This window comes from Salinibaculum rarum, from assembly GCF_030505615.1.
Taxonomy (GTDB): domain Archaea; phylum Halobacteriota; class Halobacteria; order Halobacteriales; family Haloarculaceae; genus Salinibaculum; species Salinibaculum rarum.
Genome location: NZ_CP129992.1, coordinates 2,873,840 through 2,891,783, shown reverse-complemented (window position 1 = coordinate 2,891,783; position 17,944 = coordinate 2,873,840). Strand labels below are relative to the sequence as shown.

Below are 17,944 nucleotides of genomic sequence, written 5' to 3'. Positions count from 1 at the left end.
TCTACTGATACGGACATGTGGCTGTCTGAACAGAGCGGGGTGAGAGGATGAGTACGGATCGGCGGGTCGGGGAGCAGTCGTATCTCGCCGAGAGTGGACTGACCAGCGAGCCTGCAATCGTCGAGTCACTCGCAGCGGCCTCACCCATCGGCCTCGTCGTCGTCGGACCGGATTCGACGGTCCAGTGGGTCGACGAGAGCGCAGCGGAGTTTTTCGGCCTCGAGAGCGGCACAGGCGTCGGCATGGAGCGGTCGCAATTTCTCGATTCGCACGTCCTGCCGTGTCTCGACGCTCCAGAGGAGTTTCCCGATTCGGGAACCACAACCGAAGACGAGTCCGTCTGTCACGTCCTGCCGTCAGCAGACCGCAGCGAGCGGTGGCTCCGCTACGACAGTACCCCGATAACGACGGGTGACCTCGCTGGCGGTCGGCTCGAACAGTACGTCGACGTAACAGGCGAACAGACCAGGGACCGGTTCGAACAGTACCAGAGTATCGCCGAGACGACCGACCACGCCGTCTACGTCGTCAACAGCGACAGCACCGTCGAGTATGCAAACCCTGCCGCACGAGAGCTGGCCGACCGTTCGCTGTCGGCGATAACCGGCGAACCGCTCTGCTCGTCGCTGTCGACGCTCTTTGCAGACCAAGAGACCACCGAGCGCCTCGAACGTATTCTGGACGCAGTTTTCGAAACGGACGGGAACGACTCTGAAACAGTCGAATTACAGCTGGGCGAGACAGCCGACCGGCAGACGTACTGTTTCGAGTGTATACGGACAGAGAGCGGGACGAGAGCGATTGTGACGGCCCGTGACGTGTCCGTGAAGCGACAGCGGGAACGCCGCTACAAGACGCTGGTCGAGAACTTCCCGAACGGTGCCGTCACGCTCGTCGACGAGGAGCTTCGATACCAACTGGTCGGCGGGAAACTCTTCGACGTTCTCGACGAAACTCCCGAGACGGTCACTGGAGCGAAGGTCAGTGACGTCAGCGCAGGCGACAGGGAGGTGTTCGTCGAGAGCTACCGGGACGCCCTGAATGGCGAGCAGGTTACGGTCGAAACGGAAGTCGAAGACCGTCTTCTCGTCCATCGAACACTCCCGGTGTACGACGACGACGGTGTCGTTCGGACCGCAATCGGGATGACTCAGGATGTCACGGACCGCAGGCGCAGGGAGGAGGAACTCCGATGGAAGAGTCGGGCACTCGACGAGGCGCCAGTCGGAGTTACCATCACCGACCCGGGGCAGGCGGACAACCCGATAATCTATGCAAACCACCGATTCCGCGAGCAGTCCGGGTACGACGCTGCGGAGATACTGGGTCGGAACTGCCGGTTCATGCAGGGTGAGGACACCGACGCCGAGACGGTCGACGAACTACGGACGGCAATCGACGCAGAGCAGCCGGTATCGGTCGAAATCAGGAACTACCGGAACGACGGAACAGAGTTCTGGAACCACCTCGAAATCGCCCCCGTCCGGGACGATGAGGACGCTCTCGTCAACTACGTCGGCTTCCAGCAAGACGTCACCGAGCGCAAAGAGCGCGAACAGGAGTTAGAGGAGTCCCGCAACCGCTATCGGACGCTGGTGGAGAACTTCCCGAACGGCGCAGTCGCACTCGTCGACGAGGAACTGCGTTACATCACCGTCGGTGGGACGCCCCTCGATGACACTGACGCGACGGTATCGGAACTGCAGGGAAATTCTCTCGAAGATGCGCTCCCGTCCGACATCGCCGAGACACTCCTTCCCCGCTACGTTGCCGCGTTCGACGGCGAACAGAGTGTCTTCGAGGAGAAGATCGGAACCCGAACGTACCGATTCCGCATCGTTCCGGTCCGCAACGACGAAGGGGAAGTCTTCGTCGCGATGGGTGTCTCACAGGATATTACAGCAGAACGAACCCGTGAACGGGAACTGCGGGAGATGAACCAGGTGCTCGATGTCGCCCTCGAGGAGACCGAAACCGGCATCTGGGTGCTCGATTACGCCGACGACACCGTCACGACGTTCGGGAAGACGACGGACCTGCACGGGCTTGCGTCCGACAGACACGATGTCGAGGCCTATCTGGAGACAATCCATCCGGAGGACCGGCCCGTTGTCGAAGACGCGTTGCGGACGGCACAGGAGCACGACGAGCGGTTCGACATCGAGTACAGGGTCCTGACAGACGAGGGCAGACGGTGGGTCCACAGTCGCGGTACTGTCTCCGGAGACGGGAGTGAGACGCACACGCGCATGCTCGGTGTCGTGACCGACATCACCGCACGCAAGCATCGCGAACGCGCACTCGAAAAGCGAGAGCGTGTCCTCAACGAACTGCACACGGCGACACGTGAGTTCTACCCGCCGGGGTCACCGGAGGATATTGGCGACTTTCTCGTCGAGTTCACCGAGAACGCCTTCGACGTCGATTACGTGAGTGTCAAGGAGTACGACGAAGAGACCGGCGCACTGGTGCCCGCTGTGCGGTCCGCGCCCGGCATCGACGCGGACAGCGTACTGGGTCGCATCGAGCCCGGTGCGAACCCAATCTGGGAGGCGTACCGGACGGGTGAGATACGACTGTTTCCGGGGACAGAGGTCGAGCACCTCGGCGACGAGTTCGACGCGTCCACCTCGCAGTTGCTCGTCGCGCCGGTCGGCGATTTCGGTGTGCTGACCGCCGTGACGACGGCCAAGCGCGGGTTCGACGACGTAGACATCGACCTCGTCGACGTGTTGACGGCAAACGCCGAGTCGGCGTTTCAGCGGCTCCGGACCGACAAGGTCCACTCGACGATTACAGACGAACTGTCGGCCCAGCAGTCACGCATCGCGGAGCTAAACAGCATCATCGACGCCGTCCAGGCGGTCCAGCGGCGACTCGCCGACAGCGACAGCCAGGACGCCCTAGAGACTGGGGTGTGTGAAGAACTGCTCGAGATGGACCGCGTCGATTTTGGGTGGATTGGCCAGCCGACGGGAACGGACACCGACCTCTCGCCGACGGCGTGGGCCGGCGACGGCGACGGCTATCTCGATTCGGTGCTGACCGACAGTGACGACCCCTCCCTTCCGGCCCGGCAGGCCGCAGACAGCCACGACGTGTACGGCGTCTCGAACATCTCCGAGCATGTCTTCGATGAGTCCTGGGCGAAGGAGGCACTCTCGTATGGATTCAAGAGTGTCGCGAGCGTCCCACTGCTCTACGATGGCGTCCTCTACGGCGTTCTGACTGTCTATTCACACACCGAGGCGGCGTTCGACGGAATCTACGAGACTCTCCTGGCCGACGTGGCGTCGCTGGTGGTCAACTACAGTCGCATCCTCGAACAGCGCCAGGCCGGGACCCAGCAGATGCACACGGAACTGGAGTTTACCCTCGGTGACGAGACCTTTCCCTTGCAGCGACTCGCGACGGCGACCGACGCCACGATACGGTTCGACACCGTCGCCGAACGGGAGGGAGACACCGTTCGCATCCTCGTGACCGTCGTCGACGGTGACGCGGCGACGGTCCTCGAACAGGCCTCGTCGATGACCAGCATCGAGGCAGCCGAGTGGTTCGGTGCTGTCGAACACAACCAGCTCAGTTTGCTCCTCCGGAAGCCGTTCCTCGAATCGGTCGTCAGCAAACACGCGGGAAAGCTACTCGAGGCCACCTCGGGCGCGGACGGGACGACGTTCCGTGTGGAACTGCCGGCGAACGTCTCCTACCGGCCGATACTCGACTCGCTCATCTCACGGTACGACGACCTCGACCTCGTGGCAAAGCGCCAGCGACGCACGCAGGCAGTGCCGGATGCGAGACAGGTCGAAGACCTGCTGACCGAGCGACAGCACGAAATCCTCAACGCGGCCTTCTATGGGGGCTACTACGAGACACCACGGCGAGTGAAAGGCGAGGACCTCGCGGAAAGTTTCGGTATCTCGGGGCCCGCCGTCTACAATCACCTCCAGGCTGCACACCGCCGGGTGCTCGAAGCAGTGTTCGAGCCAGCGGCCGAAACTAACGAGTGAGAACGAGGGGTTACGCAGTTAACCCCTTCTCGCTCGGAGGCTGCTAGCTGGTTATCATCTGCATTGAACCCCGAAAGACCGCATTGGTTAGACATGGGACTTTCACAGAAACTGCATCTTGACGGGCTGAACCTCAGAACGAAGCTTATTGCATCGTTTCTGGTGGTCGCGTTGCTAGTCGCAGGAACGGGACTGCTAGGGTATATGGCCGTCGGTGAACTCGACAAGGAGGCACACCACATCGCAGAAGAAGGCGAAAACGTCGACCGAGCGATGGAGATGCTCGTCGCCGTCGAACAACAACAGAGCGCAGTACAAGCAGTCGAGCTTGGGGACACGGAGGCCCGCGCTGATTACGACCAGGCAGCCACTCACTTCGAGGAAAACTCGGAGGCACTAAACCCCGATACAGACGAGGCCACTGCTGAAAAGCAAGCGCTCGTCGAAACCCACGAAGAGTACAACGCGCTCGCCCAGGAATACTTCGAAGCCGAAGACGCCGGCAACCACGAGCTTGCCGCCCAGAAACTGGCCGAGATGAACACGCTTCGAACCGAGATGGAAGAGCAAGCGCACACGCTCGAGGAGACGATACAGGCCGACAAGGAGGCCCAGGTCGCGCTTGCCGATAGCACCACCCAGACGGCCCAGATGGAGATGATCGGGCTGACGCTGGTTGCCTTCATCATGGCAATCGGTATCGGAGTCGTCCTCAACCGACACATCACGCCCCCACTGCAGCAACTCTCAGCGTCGGCCGCGAATATCAGTGACGGGAAACTCGACAACGACATGGACAATCGCGCGTACGACGACGAAATCGGTCGTATGCTCGAGTCGTTCCGCGATATGCAAACGAATCTGACCGGCGTCTTCGGGGACCTGCGCGATGTCAGCCAGAACCTCGAAGCAGGCCGACTCCAGGCGGACGTCCAGACGGACTACCCCGGAACCTACGGTGAGATTATGGCCGGTCTCGACGCCGGGACCGACCAGCTCACCGGGAGTTTCGACGAGATAGAAGACGCCAGCAAGGCGTTGCGAACCGGGCAGCTCGACCAGCGTATCGACGCCGACCGGCCCGGCCAGTACGGTGAGGTACTCGCAGACTTCCAGCGCGGAACCGACCGCCTCTCCGAGAGCTTCGGGCAGATTTCGGCGGCGAGCGACGACCTCAAGCGCGGGAAACTGGACCAGTCTATCGAGACGGACTTCCCCGGCGAGTACGGGGAGGTACTGGCCAACCTCGAAGACGGCGTCGAACAGCTGTGTGAGAGCGTCGGCAGCGTACAGGCGATTACCGACGACGTGGCCGATTCGAGCCAGCAGGTGGCTGCGAGCGCAGAGGAGATAGAGACCGCAAGCGAGGACGTCGCGACCTCGGTGACGGAAATCTCACAGGGGGCCGACGTCCAAAGCGAGAAACTCCAGACGGTCGCAAGCGAGATGAACGACATGTCCGCGACCGTCGAGGAGATTGCCTCCTCGGCCGAAGAGGTCTCTGCGACCGCGAGTACCGCCGTCGACCGTGGCGAGACCGGACGGGAATACGCCGCCGAGGCGACCAGCGAGATCGAGGCAATCGAATCACAGGCCGACGACGCCTCCGAGCAGGTCGCGGCACTCGACGCGGAGATGGACCAGATCGGCGAAATCGTCGAGATGATCTCCGAAATCGCCGAACAGACGAACATGCTTGCGCTGAACGCCTCCATCGAGGCCGCTCGGGCGGGCGAAGCGGGCGAAGGATTCGGTGTCGTCGCAGACGAAATCAAATCGCTGGCCGAGGAAGCCGGCAACGCGACGACGAAAATCGAGAACCGCATCGAAGAGATACAGGACACGACCGGCGAAACCGTCGAAGACATCGAGGAGATGAGTACGCGCGTCCAGACGGGTGCAGACACCATCGAAGACGCCGTCGCGATGTTCGACGAAATCGCCGACGCGGTCCAGCAGGCAGAAAGCGGCATCAAAGAGATAAGCGAAGCGACCGACGACCAGGCAGCCTCCACCGAGGAGGTCGTCTCGATGGTCGACGAGGTTTCGAGTGTCAGTCAGCAGACCGCCGCCGAAGCGACGAACGTCTCGGCCGCCTCCGAAGAAATGACCTCCTCGCTGTCCTCGGCGAGCACGAACATCCAGACGCTCTCCCAGCTCGCAGAAGAACTCAACGACAACGTCGCGGACTTCGACGTGGGCGGAGCGAAAGGCACCACCGGGACGTCCAGCCTGCCATCGCAAACGAGCCCCAGCACGAGCATGGACATCGACACCGACGAGTCGAACGGCGACGATGACTCGGACGTGACCGCAATCGAACCGGGAACTGACCTCTCGGTCGCCGGGACCGACGGCGGGTCAGACATCGACAGCGACGGCAAAGACACCATGGAGCCAGACCAATGACGGCCGCTGTTGCAGTCCCGTCGGTTCCCGAGCAGGTCCTCGAGTTCACGCTCGGGGACGAGCAGTACTGTCTCGGTATCGACCGCATCGAGGAAATCGTCAGAGCCGAGGAAATCACGACCCTGCCGAACACGTCACCGGGCGTCGCGGGCGTGATGGACCTGCGTGGCGAGACGACGACGATACTGGACCTGACGACCGTGCTCAGCGTCCACTCGGACAAGACCAGTCAGCAGGTCATCATCCTCGACAGCGACGAACGAATCGGGTGGCTCGTCGACCGGGTCAACCGCGTCAGCGGACTCGACGACGCCGACATCGATTCGGGACCCGACAGCGCGTACATTAGCGGACTCATCAGCGACGGTGAGGAGTTCGTCATCTGGGTCGACGCCGAGGCGGTCAACGAGTCAGTCTCGATCTGAGCGACTGCGGTCAATTTTCCGTTTTTCAGATTCCACGACACTGGATAGACCGGGCTATCGGCTCGTGACTCGTCGGTGTCATCATAGGTCTGCTGGGACACTGCGGGACTCTCACAAACTAGTTTGGTGTAGAAACTAATATTATACCCCTCTCACAATCGAGTAGCAATGAAGCAGATAGCGTACGAGGAAAACGGTGAGTTCGCAAAACTATCGAGTGGCGCAGACGGCGAATGGATACAGTCGGATAGTGTCGTCGTGTTGCCCGACTGGGCGTAAGTCACTGTCCCTGACCGTTCGCCTGACTGGTCGTGTTTGCCGGTGGAATCCTGTTTTGACGATGCTGTCAGCCTTGCAGCGACAGCCAGTCTCGGGACACGGGCCAGCGGAGTACGGTTCTCGATGATGGGAAATTCTCACCAGGCATCGACTCGCGAGGACGGCAGGACCTCGCGGCGGTCAATCCCTGGCGGCGAAGGCTTCACTGCTGGCCCAACTGTCGGACCGTTTTCTGAATCTCGGAGACTTTGGCGGCCTGTTCCTCGTTTGCCGCGGCGACCTCCTGGATTGCCGCTGCGGCCTCCTCGGCTTCCTCTTTCACTTCGTCTATCATGCTTGCGACTTCTTCGGTGCTTGCAGCCTGGTCGTCGGTCGCATCGGCGAGTTCCTGGATGCCGCCTGTCGTCTGTTCGACAGAGCTGGCGATTTCCTGGAGTGTCTCCATCGCCGATTCGACCTGCTCGATACCCTGGCTGACCCGTTCGTTCGTCTCTTCGAGGCTCGTCACCGCGTCGGCGCTTTCGGTCTGGATGCTGTTGACCATCGATTCAATATCACTGGCGTGTTCCTGGGACTCCCCAGCCAGTGCTTTCACTTCGTCGGCAACGACGGAGAATCCATCACCGGCCTCGCCGGCCCGGGCGGCCTCGATGGAGGCGTTCAGCGCGAGCATGTTCGTCTGTTCCGCGATGTCGTTGATGACTTCGACGATTTCGTCGATTTCGTTGATGTTGTCCTGTAGACTCGAAATATCGGCTGTGACGTCTTCCGTCGAGGCGTCAATCTCTTCCATCACGTCGATGGCTTCGGTCGCTGCGTCCCGACCCTGTTTTGCGAGTCGTTCCGTCTCCTGGCTGGTCGCCGCGACATCGCTCGCCGTCGAGGCAATCTCCTCGACGGTCGCGGACATATCGGCGACTTCGTTCGAGACTTCTCGGGTCGATTCTGCGGAACTCTGCGCGCCCGCGCTGATGGCCTCGGACTTTTCGGCGATGTCGTCCGAGGTCTGTTTGATTTCCTCGACACCGCTTTCGACTTCCTGTGCCACTTCCCGCTGGTGGTCGAGCTGGGCCTCGATTTGCTCTCTGTTCTCCCACTGATTTACGTATCCCTGGATGAACGAGACAATCGTGTCGATGAGGTCCTGTTCCTCTTCGAGCCACGGGCCGTCGTCTTCCTCTGGGCGCTCTTCCGTGTAGACAAGCTCAATAGAGACTGCCGTTCCGTCTTCTGTTTCGGCCTGGGTGGTGAGGGGATGATTCGTGCTGTGGAATCCGCTGGACTCGACGACCGTGTCCCCGACGGAAATTCTCGCTTCGGTCACCTTGGGGTACTGTAACCATTGGTGGAACTCGTCGACGTACTCCTGGATGAGTTGCTCGACCGGTTCGTCCAGTTCGTTGAACATCATCGCCGCGGTCGTGATTGCGTCGAGTTCCTTGGACCGTTCCTGTAACATCACTTTGGCCTCGACGCCGGACAGCGACCGGTACTCGTCGGCCAGGACGAAGTGTTCTGAGGGGAGTGCCGACTCGTCTATCCCCGCCGTCGTTTCCTCTCTCCCAACATTTTCTTGCATACTCGCACTTTCATTTGACATTGTAACTAAATTTCGTCTAACAGACATTTAACTCTTTTTGCGGGGGCGACGGGACGGACAGAATCTCGGAGCGTGCTGATGGGGCCAGAGCCACTGATTTCCATACTGGCAAGTAGCCGTCCGTAACCGAGTCGCTGATACGCTGACGGAAACCGGACTTCGTGAAACTCAGCTACAACGGTGCGCGTCAACTCGGGGCATGCAAGAGATTGACCCACCATTACCTTTTTGACCTGTCGTCGTGCGTCCACTTGGTACGCGCTAATGAACTCAGAGACCTCCGGAGACAACAGCGATGGGCCACTTCCGGCCGACCAGTGCCCACAGCCGCCCCACTCGATGACCGACGAACTCGGTCGCGAGATAGACATTCGGCTGTACGACGATGACATAGACGAGCTGGTGACGATGTACGAGAAGATGGACACGTACGACAGGGCCCAGGGGCTCCCACCGCGGACTCACCCTCGCGTCGTCTCGTGGCTGGAAACGCTGATCGAGGAGGGCGTGAATCTCGTTGCCTGGCACGACGACGTGGTCGTCGGTCACGCGGCAATCGTGCCGATGGAAGACGAGAAGTGGGAACTGGTCATTTTCATCCGGTCTGACTATCAGAAGGTCCACATCGGGTCCGGACTCATGGAGTGTCTGCTGGGATACGCCCACGCTCACGACATCGAGACCATCTGGCTGACCGTCGAGCGACACAACAACATTGCTATCAATCTCTATCGCCGCGTTGGCTTCGAGCGGGTTTCGGAGGAATCGCTGTACCACATGGAGCGGTCTCTCCGATAAGCCTTCGCGTCAGGTGACCGCGCAGACGGCCCGCTTTCGCCTGAGAGTGCCGAAACTGTCACCGTCGCAGTTCTATGGTGACGATGTTGCCAGTTGGCGAATTCTCCTCGACCGTGATGATCCCCTCTGACCGCGAGATGATCAGACTGACCAGCCACAATCCGAGACCGCTTCCATGATACAGCGGTGTTTCTTCGGCCTCGTTTGCTAACACGTTCCGCTCCATCTCCGGCATCCGACATCCGGTATCGGCGATTTCGATGCGAACGGCTTCGTCGGCATCCGTCACAGTGACGCTGACCTCGGGGGCGGGCGAGTCGTTGTGCACGATTCCGTTCTCGATGAGTTCCCGTATCGCCTGTCCGGATTTTTCGGTCGCCTGCACGACGACTCCCTCGGGACAGTCAACGGTGACAGTTGCGTCCGGGTAGTCCGATTCCACGGCCGACACGACGGTTTCGAGACAGTCTCCGAGATTGATGTCTGTAAGCGTCGGTTCCTCACGCAACAGTTCCGTTATCTCTCGTTCCTTTTCGGCCAGTTTGAGCAGTTCGTCGCTCTTCTCGATGATTTTGCGTGCACCCTCCGCAATCTCACCCGATGCAGTGACCTGAATCGTCTCGGCTCGCCCCTGGATGACGTTTATGTCGTTTCGAAGATTGTGGCGCAACACCCTATCGAGGACTTTTAGCTGTGCCTGGCGTTGTTTTCGGCCGGTCACGTCCTGCTGGAATCCGACGTAGTTGATAATCTCTCCGTCATCATTCCGTACCGGGGCGATTTCGAGGTGGTTCCAGAACTCCGTTCCATCCTTTCGATAGTTCCGGAGTTCGACCGAGACCGGCTCTTCGTTGTCGATTGCCCCCCTGAGGGTAGCGACTTTCTCCGGGTCCGTGTTCTCGCCCTGGAGGAATCGGCAGTTCCGCCCGTGGACTTCCTCGCGTGGGTAGCCCGTCATCTCCACGAACGCATCGTTGACGTAAATCAGCGGATTGTCTTCCTGGTCGGGGTCGGTGACAGTGATGCCGACCGGTGCATCGTCGATTGCCTTCCGCCGTCGCCTGAGTGCCTTCTGATTTTCCTTGCGCTCGGTGATGTCCTCCTGGATTGCCACGAACGCGTGGATGTCGTCACCGTCTGTCACCGGCGCGATTGTCTGCATCGCGGTGTACAGTTCGCCGTTTTTCCGGCGGTCGACGATTTCGCTTCTCCATATCTCTCCTGCCTCCAGGCTCTCCCAGAGTCTCTCGAAATACTCGTCCGGCATCTCGCCGGAGTTCAACATGTGTGGGGTCTTCCCCACGGCTTCGGCCTGGCTGAATCCGGTCAACTTCTCGAAGGCTGGATTGACGTACTCGATTGTCCCGTCGGGTTCGGTAATGAAAATCGCGTGGCCAGCGGATTCGACCGCCTGCTTGATGCGCCTGAGTTCGCGTTCACGCTCTTTGCGGTCGGTGATGTCCTGAATCGTCCCGCGGATGCGGGTCAGTTCCCCGTCTTTGTACTGTGGTTCACCACGCGTTCGAACCCACCGGTGGTTGCCGTCCGCATCGATAAGTCTGACTTCGACGTCGTAGGGTTCGCCCTCCTCGACAGCCGCCTCGAACGTCTCCTCGATAATCGGCCGGTCTTCGGGGTGGTAATGCTTGAGGCTAATCTCTGGCGACATCTCCGTGTCTTCGGGGAGCGCGTGTATGCGAGTCGCCTCTTCTGACCACCATCCCGTTTCGGTATCGACATCGTACTCCCAGACGCCGACGTTCGCAATATCCTGGGCCTTCGCGAACAGGTCGACCTGCCGTTCGAGTTCCTGCTCTCGCGTTCGTAGCGTGACCGATTGCTTCCGGAGACGGAGCAACGCTGACAGTCGCCAGTGGAGTTCGGTCTGCTGAATCGGCAACGAGACGATTTCGTCGATCGTCTCCGTAATCACGTTGTCCGCAAGTTCGCCAGCATCCGAGTCGATGATGTCCCGTCCGGACTCCGGAAGCAAGAGCAGATACGGGAGCAAAACCGGGTCGGCCGCCCTTTTCTTTGCTCGGAGTGCATCGAGACGCTGTTCGAAGGCGCCTTTATCGATGATGCACACGTCGAACTCGGTAGCGTCGAGACTCTCCGCCAACTCTACGGCTTCGTACGCTGGGTGGTCGTCGAGCCACTCGGCGAGCAACTGCCGGTTGGCTGAATCGGCAACGAGCGGGAGCACCCGGTTCTCTGAGTCAGGCACCTCTTTCGGAGTCATTGTCAGCGGTGTCTTCCGTGGTGGTTTGGTCTGCCCTCCGGCGCCGAGACTGCCGCCGGCCGGGTCAGTAGCATTCCTCTGAACACGCCCGCCATACCGCGTGACGTATGCGCTGTTGCGGAGTCTGTCTAACGATGATTTTATCTTTGCTCTGTCAGTTCAAAGAGATTCCGATACCTCTCTTGGCAGTGCCACCCCTGTCGGTGTCCCAGCACGAATCCGCCGGCCTTCCGGACCCATCTGCTGGCCTATCCCGTGTTCGAAATCTCTCGCCCCAGCACGCTATCTTTCAGTCGCGAGGCGGCCACAGTCTCCGGCTTCGTGACACACGCGGTACAGTCTCAAAATCCCGCGTCCACGCGTCGTTTGACCTGGGGCCTGTACGCCTAACTGTCTAGAGAGCGTAGGTCACAGCGAATGAGTTCGCCGCAACAACTTGACGAACTTCTCGGTGAGGGAAACGAGATAAACATCGTCTGTCACAACAATCCCGACCCGGACTGTCTCGCGAGCGCACTCGCGCTGGGTCGGATAGCGGCGGCGGCGGGCATCGACGACCGGCAGATACTCTACAGCGGCGACATCTCCCACCAGCAAAACCGGGCGTTTGTCAACCTACTCGATATCGACCTCCAGCCGTTCGAACCCGACTCGCTCCAGGACCGCCACCCGAACTCCTTGCTTGCCTTTGTCGACCACTCGATTCCGGGCGAGAACAACCGGGTGCCCCCGGACACGGACGTCGATATCGTGATCGACCACCACCCCGCCGAAGACATCGAGGCCCGGTTCATCGACCATCGTGAAGAGGTGGGGGCCGCCGCGACGATTCTGACAGAGTACGTCCGGGCCCTCGACATCGAACTCGATACGGACCTCGCGACAGCACTCCTCTTTGCCATCCGGTCGGATACCCTCGATTTCCTCCGCGGAGCCACCCCTGCTGAGTATGAGGCGGCGGGACAACTCCACGACTACGCGGACCAGGACATCCTCCGACAGCTCTCGACGCCGTCGATTACCGGGGGAACTCTCGACGCCATCTCATCCGCAATCGACAACCGGCGCTCGATCGACGCGACACTCCTCTCGCATGTCGGCCGCACGAGCGAACGGGACGCACTCCCTCAGGCCGTCGACTATCTCGTGCGACTCGAGGGCGTCCAAACCGCAATCGTGTTTGGAATCGTCGACGGCGCCGTCCACATCAGTGCCCGGTCGCCCGACCCGCGAGTCCACGTCGGGGACGTCCTGAGCGAGGCGTTCGAAGACGTCGGGAGTGGCGGCGGTCATCACGATGTCGCCGGCGGGGAAATCCCACTCGGCATCGTCGCGGACTACACGTCCGACGACGCGCAGTTGCTCGATATGCTCGAACAGATCATCACCGCACGCCTCGTCGCGGAACTCAATCTGTCCGAAGACGAGGACTAATACTGCGAATGTCGGCCCAGGTGTCCCATTGCGTGCGGCGTCTCCCGACACAGGTACCCCACCTGGCTCACGACCCTGCAGTTCACTCAGCCATCCCCGCAAACGAGTTATGTGCGTTCAGACAGAACTCGTATCTATGACCGATTCCTCGAATGGACCGACGCCACCGGAGGGCCTGCCTGACCAGCTCGTGTCGGATTTGGCGGGGCTGTCACCCGACGAACTCCGCAAAACAATCGTCCATGCCCGAGAACTGCTGCAGTTCCACGAGGAGTCCGAGTTCCCCGTCGAGCCAGAACCAGGCGACGACATCCTTCGAGTCACCGAACACGATGGGTACACGGAAGTCGTGAAACAGGTCCACTGTAACGAGGGCTGTGAGAACTGCCCCCACGGCCCCTTCCTCTACCACGTCACCAAGGAACCACAACCAGATGGCGACACACGAACCCACTGGTCGTTTATCGGCGAGGCAAGAGTCGAGGAGGACTGACTACCACTTCGAACACATCCGCTGCAGTGTTTGCCGAGCCATCAGGGGTTTAGCCCGGCGATTGCCGCTCGGATGAACACGAGCACGGGAATAATCTCCAGCCGGCCGATCCACATGTTCAGGATGAACATCCCTTCGGCCAGGGGCGACATCGTCGGCCCGGTGATCCCCGAGGAGAGCCCGACGTTGCCCTGTGCGCTGGCGACTTCGAACAGCGCGTCAGCGTAGCTGAAGTCGGGACCGGCGACGTTGACGAGCACGATACTACCGGTGACGAGGATGAGCAACCACAGGAGCGTGACGATGGCGGCCTCACTGAACTCCCGTTCCATCCCCTCACGGTCGAGCGTGCGGTCACCGATTCTGGCGGTGACGACGGCGCTTTTTGGCAGGAACACACGGGAGAACTGCCAGATGATGCCACGGACAATCGTGTACCCGCGGATGACTTTGATACCGCCCACGGTCGACCCGGCAGCGCCGCCGAGCACCATCGCTCCGGTGAGCATCACCTTCCCGCCGGCGAGCCAGCGCCCGATGGGGGCAGACTGGAAGCCGGTACAACTCAGCGCGCTGACCCACTGGAACGTCGAATCCCGGATTGCGTCAAGTTCCGGCCCGCCCAGCGACGGTATCGAAAACGGCAGAAACGACTGGGTTGCAAACGCATCGGACGCTGCGGAGACCGACAACACGTTCTGAGCCGAGAGGACGAGGACACCTGCTGCGAGGAGCACTAACAGCCAGCGTGTCTGGAGGTCCGAGACCAGTTCACTCACGTTCCGCTCCTGGAGAATGACATAGTGGACAGGAAACGCGATAGCGCCCAGAATCATAATCGGGAGGAGGACTGTCTCGACCAGCGGTGAGTTGTACGTCGCAATCGAGTTGTCCGTGACAGAGAATCCGCCGGTCGTAAGACCAGTCATCGCGTGGTTGAGCGCCTGCCAGGCCACGTCCCCCAGCGACAGCGACTCGGCGTAGGCACTGTCGCTTGCGACTATCGCGCTAAACAGCAGGACAAACGCCAGCGCGGTGTAGCCGACGACGAGTTTCCAGACTGTCCGCACTGTCGAGACGACGCTCGGATGGATTTTCTCCTCACGCGCCTCGCTCTGATAGAGCGCGTAACTCCCGCTTCCGGGACGGGTGAGGATAGAAACCGTCAGGACGATGACACCGACGCCGCCGACCCACTGGATGAACGACCGCCACCACTGAATCGTCCGTGGCAGCGTGGGCTCGTGGATGGCCATGGTCAGGCCACTCCCGGTCCAGCCGCTCATGCTCTCGAAGAAGGCGTGCAGCGGGTCACGGAAGTACCCGAGACTGGACAGCGTCGTGGTGGTGCCGACCTTGATCGGTTCCCACGCGCTCGTGTCTGTGCCAGCAGGCACGAACGTGTCCATGACGGCCGGTGGTGTCAGCCAGGCGGTCAACAGAAAGGGAAGCGCACTGAACGTCGCGACCATGAGCCACCCACCAGCAGCGATGACCATCCCGTGTTTCATCTTCGGCGTCGGGGCGTCGGTGAACGCGCGGTTGGCGAGGCCACCGACACCGGCAGTTAGACCACCCGCAATCAAACACGCGAGCGCGGCATGGAACTCCTGAAATCCGAGTGCAATGACGGCCGTGACCGTCATGAGTCCGGCTTCCATCAACAGGAGCGAGCCAATTTCCCGCGCGATAATCTGGAGGTCTGTGGGTACCAGGCCGTCGGTCCGTCTGGACATGATTAGCTGTGGTCTTCAGGATGGCCGAACACATCCGTCACTTCGGGTGTGGCACCCTCTGCAGAGTAGACCGTGAGCAAGTCGCCGGGCCTGATTCGTGTGCTGCCGCGGGGCGTGATCGGCCCCTCGTCGTCGCTCCGCTCGACGGCAACGATGAGCGTATCGCCACCGACGAGTCCCTCCTCGTTGGCCTCCTGTAAGGTCTTGCCCGTGATGGGCGCGTTCTCTTCGACAGTAATCTCGAACACTTCTGCCTGGTCGCCGATGCGCATGAAATCGACAATCGAGGGACGTTTGACGGCGCGATAGAGGTATTCGGCGATGAGATGTTGGGGATTCTGCATCGTGTTGACGCCGATCTGGCGGAACACGCTCATGTGTTCGGGGTTGTGGACGACCGAGACGATATCCGGGACGTCCAGTTCCTGTGCCAGCAGACAGACCATGATGTTCGTCGCGTCCTGGTCGGTCGTCGAGATGAGCGCATCAGCACGGTCGGCCCCGGCGTCCTGTAAGGTCTCCTTGGTCGTTGCGTCATCGTTGAGTACCAGACAGTCGAACTGCCGTGACGCGCGTTCGGCCCGCTCCTCATCGCGCTCGATGACGACAACCTCGTTGCCACCCCTGGTGGCGATGTCGATGAGTGGCGTTCCGATGTCACCTGCCCCGACGATGACGATGTACATCTACCGGAGTGTTCAGAATGGACCGACGAAAGACTACCGTTCTTCTTTACGACCAGCGAGAAAGCTGCGTCGAGTCCGTCGGAAAATAGGTCCGCCAGTGGAGACGACCTGTTGGCTGCTGTCTGATCTTGCGTCGGAATCTCTGGCGTGTGCGATAGCCAGTGCTGTGCCCGCTGGAGCGATAAATCTGCGTCCACCACACAGCGTCAACACGGACAGTATTCACGCAATCAGCACAGACAATCGCGCTATGACCGGAACAGAACGCTGTGTCTGCCGACATCAATTTTAATCTACTGTGTGAGAATTTACCACCCATGACATCGAAGCCCGCCCTGTCACAGTATCTCGGTATCGCCTTCTTTCTGACCGTGTTGAGCGTCTTCGTGACGTATGGACAAGCACGAGGGACGAACATTTCAGTCGAATTCCTCGGCTTCGTGCTGGCGTTTTCGGCGATTCACATTTCGGTCACGTACTTCATGATACAGCGGTGGATAGAGTATGCCACTGGTGAAACCACGACGGCCCAGAGCCCGGCTACTGCGGTAGACAATTGATGCTCTCCCCGGCCACGAATCCCTTCCAGAACTGGTCGGAAATCGTTGCTCTCTGTGCCCGCTTAGTGAAATGGGTATTTGTCCCATCGGGCGTCTTACTTGCCCGCGGAGATAATCTCGCTGCATGGTTGGTATCGAAATCTCCGGAATGTTGGCCGTCATCATCGGCCTACTCAGCGGTGGCTGGATCTATGTCGACGGGCGACAGCGGAATATGGAGACTGCCGACATGTGGGCTGTCGGGTTCTTTGTCGGCATGTTCATCCCACCAATTATCGGTGCTATCGTCGTCGGAATGCTCTACCTCCAGAAACGCAACAGGCGACGACGTACTGCTCGCCCGATCAACTAATCGAATGGAGTTGTTACTTTACAGGAGCGCTGGAACGGAAACTCGTCTTCGAATATGAGGGGCCTTCACAAACGGCGTGCGGCGAATAACCGACATAGAAAACGTCACTTCGAATATGGGTGTCTCCCTGGTGTTGTCGAAAGTGACCCGACTGCCGGATTCACTCGCATATATCCCCGCCAGAGGGGGCTTTGAGCGGCAAAATTCTACGGACGAGTATGGCTACTGGTCGGGCATCCACGCTGGCCGTGTAACCGTCGCAGTCTCCAACGCTGAGAGCTTGTAGCGCGTCTGGCGCGTAAAGTCATCGTTTCCTCTCGTGACATCGTATTCTGCGATGAATCCGTCTTCGGCAACAGTGACGTGCCCGGTTGCGGTATTCGACGGGACTGAGTCAGGGTTCCTGATACCAGTCACAGTGTATTTGACGGCTGTCGACCCGTCGACGGTGACAGTCTCAGCCGCGTTCAGTTCGAGATTCCGGAGTGGTCGTTCAATCCCCGGCATTGTGGCTACGTCTGCTGTTGTCCAGTTCTCATCGGACCTCCGGGTCAGTTCCTCCGTTGTCCGATCATACTCGAACACGCCCTCGGCGTTGTAGTAGGCGTGAACATCAGTGTTGAGTTGCGTGTCGATAAACCGTATCGAACCGGTACCAGCACCGGTGTCTACTGTTCTGACTACCGTGCGGTTCGAGTCCTCGTCGGTAATGACCAGCCGATTTTTCCGGGAGACATTTTCCACGGTCTCGTCGTGCGTTTCCACCGCAACGGTAAGGTCTGTTATCCCCGCTTGAGACCATCCCGAGGGGTAGGAGAAGTTCTCTACCGCCGGGTCTGGAGTGGGCGTCTGTTGGTCTGTACCAAGTAGACCCGAACAGCCAGCCAGCAGTATGACAACGGCCAGTAGTACTGCAC

The 17,944-nt window shown here is 60.1% G+C and carries 13 protein-coding genes; 8 read left to right on the top strand and 5 right to left on the bottom strand.

Going from position 1 to position 17,944, the window contains the following annotated elements; all coding sequences use genetic code 11:
* The first annotated feature begins 47 nt into the window (after positions 1-47).
* The 3 genes from QYL91_RS14995 to QYL91_RS14985 all read left to right on the top strand — a co-directional run bounded on the left by QYL91_RS14995 (position 48) and on the right by QYL91_RS14985 (position 6,847).
* Positions 48-4,013 carry a PAS domain S-box protein gene (locus QYL91_RS14995; protein WP_302081297.1) on the top strand — a complete coding sequence of 1,322 codons (3,966 nt, stop codon included), beginning with the start codon at positions 48-50 and terminating at the stop codon, positions 4,011-4,013.
* 93 nt (positions 4,014-4,106) lie between these two features.
* A complete protein-coding gene (locus QYL91_RS14990; protein WP_302081296.1) occupies positions 4,107-6,422 on the top strand; it encodes a methyl-accepting chemotaxis protein in 2,316 nt (771 codons plus the stop codon).
* On the top strand, positions 6,419-6,847 hold the full coding sequence (locus QYL91_RS14985) for a chemotaxis protein CheW (RefSeq protein WP_302081295.1): 429 nt from the start codon (positions 6,419-6,421) through the stop codon (positions 6,845-6,847). Before QYL91_RS14990 ends, QYL91_RS14985 begins: the two co-directional genes overlap by 4 nt.
* 481 nt (positions 6,848-7,328) lie before the next feature.
* On the opposite strand, the gene QYL91_RS14980 is transcribed toward QYL91_RS14985, so the two are convergent.
* Positions 7,329-8,705, bottom strand: a complete 1,377-nt coding sequence (locus tag QYL91_RS14980; RefSeq protein ID WP_302081294.1) for a methyl-accepting chemotaxis protein — start codon at positions 8,703-8,705, stop codon at positions 7,329-7,331.
* Between the two features lie 285 nt (positions 8,706-8,990).
* Between QYL91_RS14980 and QYL91_RS14975 the strand changes: the two genes are divergently transcribed.
* Complete coding sequence (locus tag QYL91_RS14975; protein WP_302081293.1) at positions 8,991-9,524, top strand: GNAT family N-acetyltransferase; 534 nt, start codon at positions 8,991-8,993, stop codon at positions 9,522-9,524.
* 58 nt (positions 9,525-9,582) lie between these two features.
* Here QYL91_RS14975 and QYL91_RS14970 read toward each other — a convergent pair whose 3' ends face one another.
* Positions 9,583-11,766: a PAS domain S-box protein gene (locus QYL91_RS14970; RefSeq protein ID WP_302081292.1), complete on the bottom strand. Its 2,184-nt coding sequence runs from the start codon at positions 11,764-11,766 to the stop codon at positions 9,583-9,585.
* A gap of 417 nt (positions 11,767-12,183) precedes the next feature.
* Between QYL91_RS14970 and QYL91_RS14965 the strand changes: the two genes are divergently transcribed.
* Both QYL91_RS14965 and QYL91_RS14960 read left to right on the top strand, forming a co-directional pair.
* Entirely contained in the window at positions 12,184-13,200 is a 1,017-nt protein-coding gene (locus tag QYL91_RS14965; RefSeq protein ID WP_302081291.1) for a DHH family phosphoesterase, read from the top strand.
* A 136-nt stretch (positions 13,201-13,336) separates the two neighbouring features.
* A complete protein-coding gene (locus QYL91_RS14960; protein ID WP_302081290.1) occupies positions 13,337-13,693 on the top strand; it encodes a hypothetical protein in 357 nt (118 codons plus the stop codon).
* A gap of 41 nt (positions 13,694-13,734) precedes the next feature.
* Here QYL91_RS14960 and QYL91_RS14955 read toward each other — a convergent pair whose 3' ends face one another.
* Together QYL91_RS14955 and QYL91_RS14950 are read right to left on the bottom strand one after the other, a co-directional pair.
* Entirely contained in the window at positions 13,735-15,429 is a 1,695-nt protein-coding gene (locus QYL91_RS14955; protein ID WP_302081289.1) for a potassium transporter TrkG, read from the bottom strand.
* Positions 15,430-15,431: 2 nt separating this feature from the next.
* Positions 15,432-16,115 (bottom strand): potassium channel family protein, encoded by a 684-nt coding sequence (locus QYL91_RS14950; protein WP_302081288.1) that lies wholly within the window; start codon positions 16,113-16,115, stop codon positions 15,432-15,434.
* Positions 16,116-16,432: 317 nt separating this feature from the next.
* Between QYL91_RS14950 and QYL91_RS14945 the strand changes: the two genes are divergently transcribed.
* Positions 16,433-16,675 carry a hypothetical protein gene (locus QYL91_RS14945; RefSeq protein ID WP_302081287.1) on the top strand — a complete coding sequence of 81 codons (243 nt, stop codon included), beginning with the start codon at positions 16,433-16,435 and terminating at the stop codon, positions 16,673-16,675.
* A 124-nt stretch (positions 16,676-16,799) separates the two neighbouring features.
* Positions 16,800-17,027 carry a hypothetical protein gene (locus tag QYL91_RS14940; RefSeq protein ID WP_302081286.1) on the top strand — a complete coding sequence of 76 codons (228 nt, stop codon included), beginning with the start codon at positions 16,800-16,802 and terminating at the stop codon, positions 17,025-17,027.
* A gap of 222 nt (positions 17,028-17,249) precedes the next feature.
* On the opposite strand, the gene QYL91_RS14935 is transcribed toward QYL91_RS14940, so the two are convergent.
* Positions 17,250-17,792: a hypothetical protein gene (locus QYL91_RS14935; protein WP_302081285.1), complete on the bottom strand. Its 543-nt coding sequence runs from the start codon at positions 17,790-17,792 to the stop codon at positions 17,250-17,252.
* Positions 17,793-17,944: the final 152 nt, after the last annotated feature.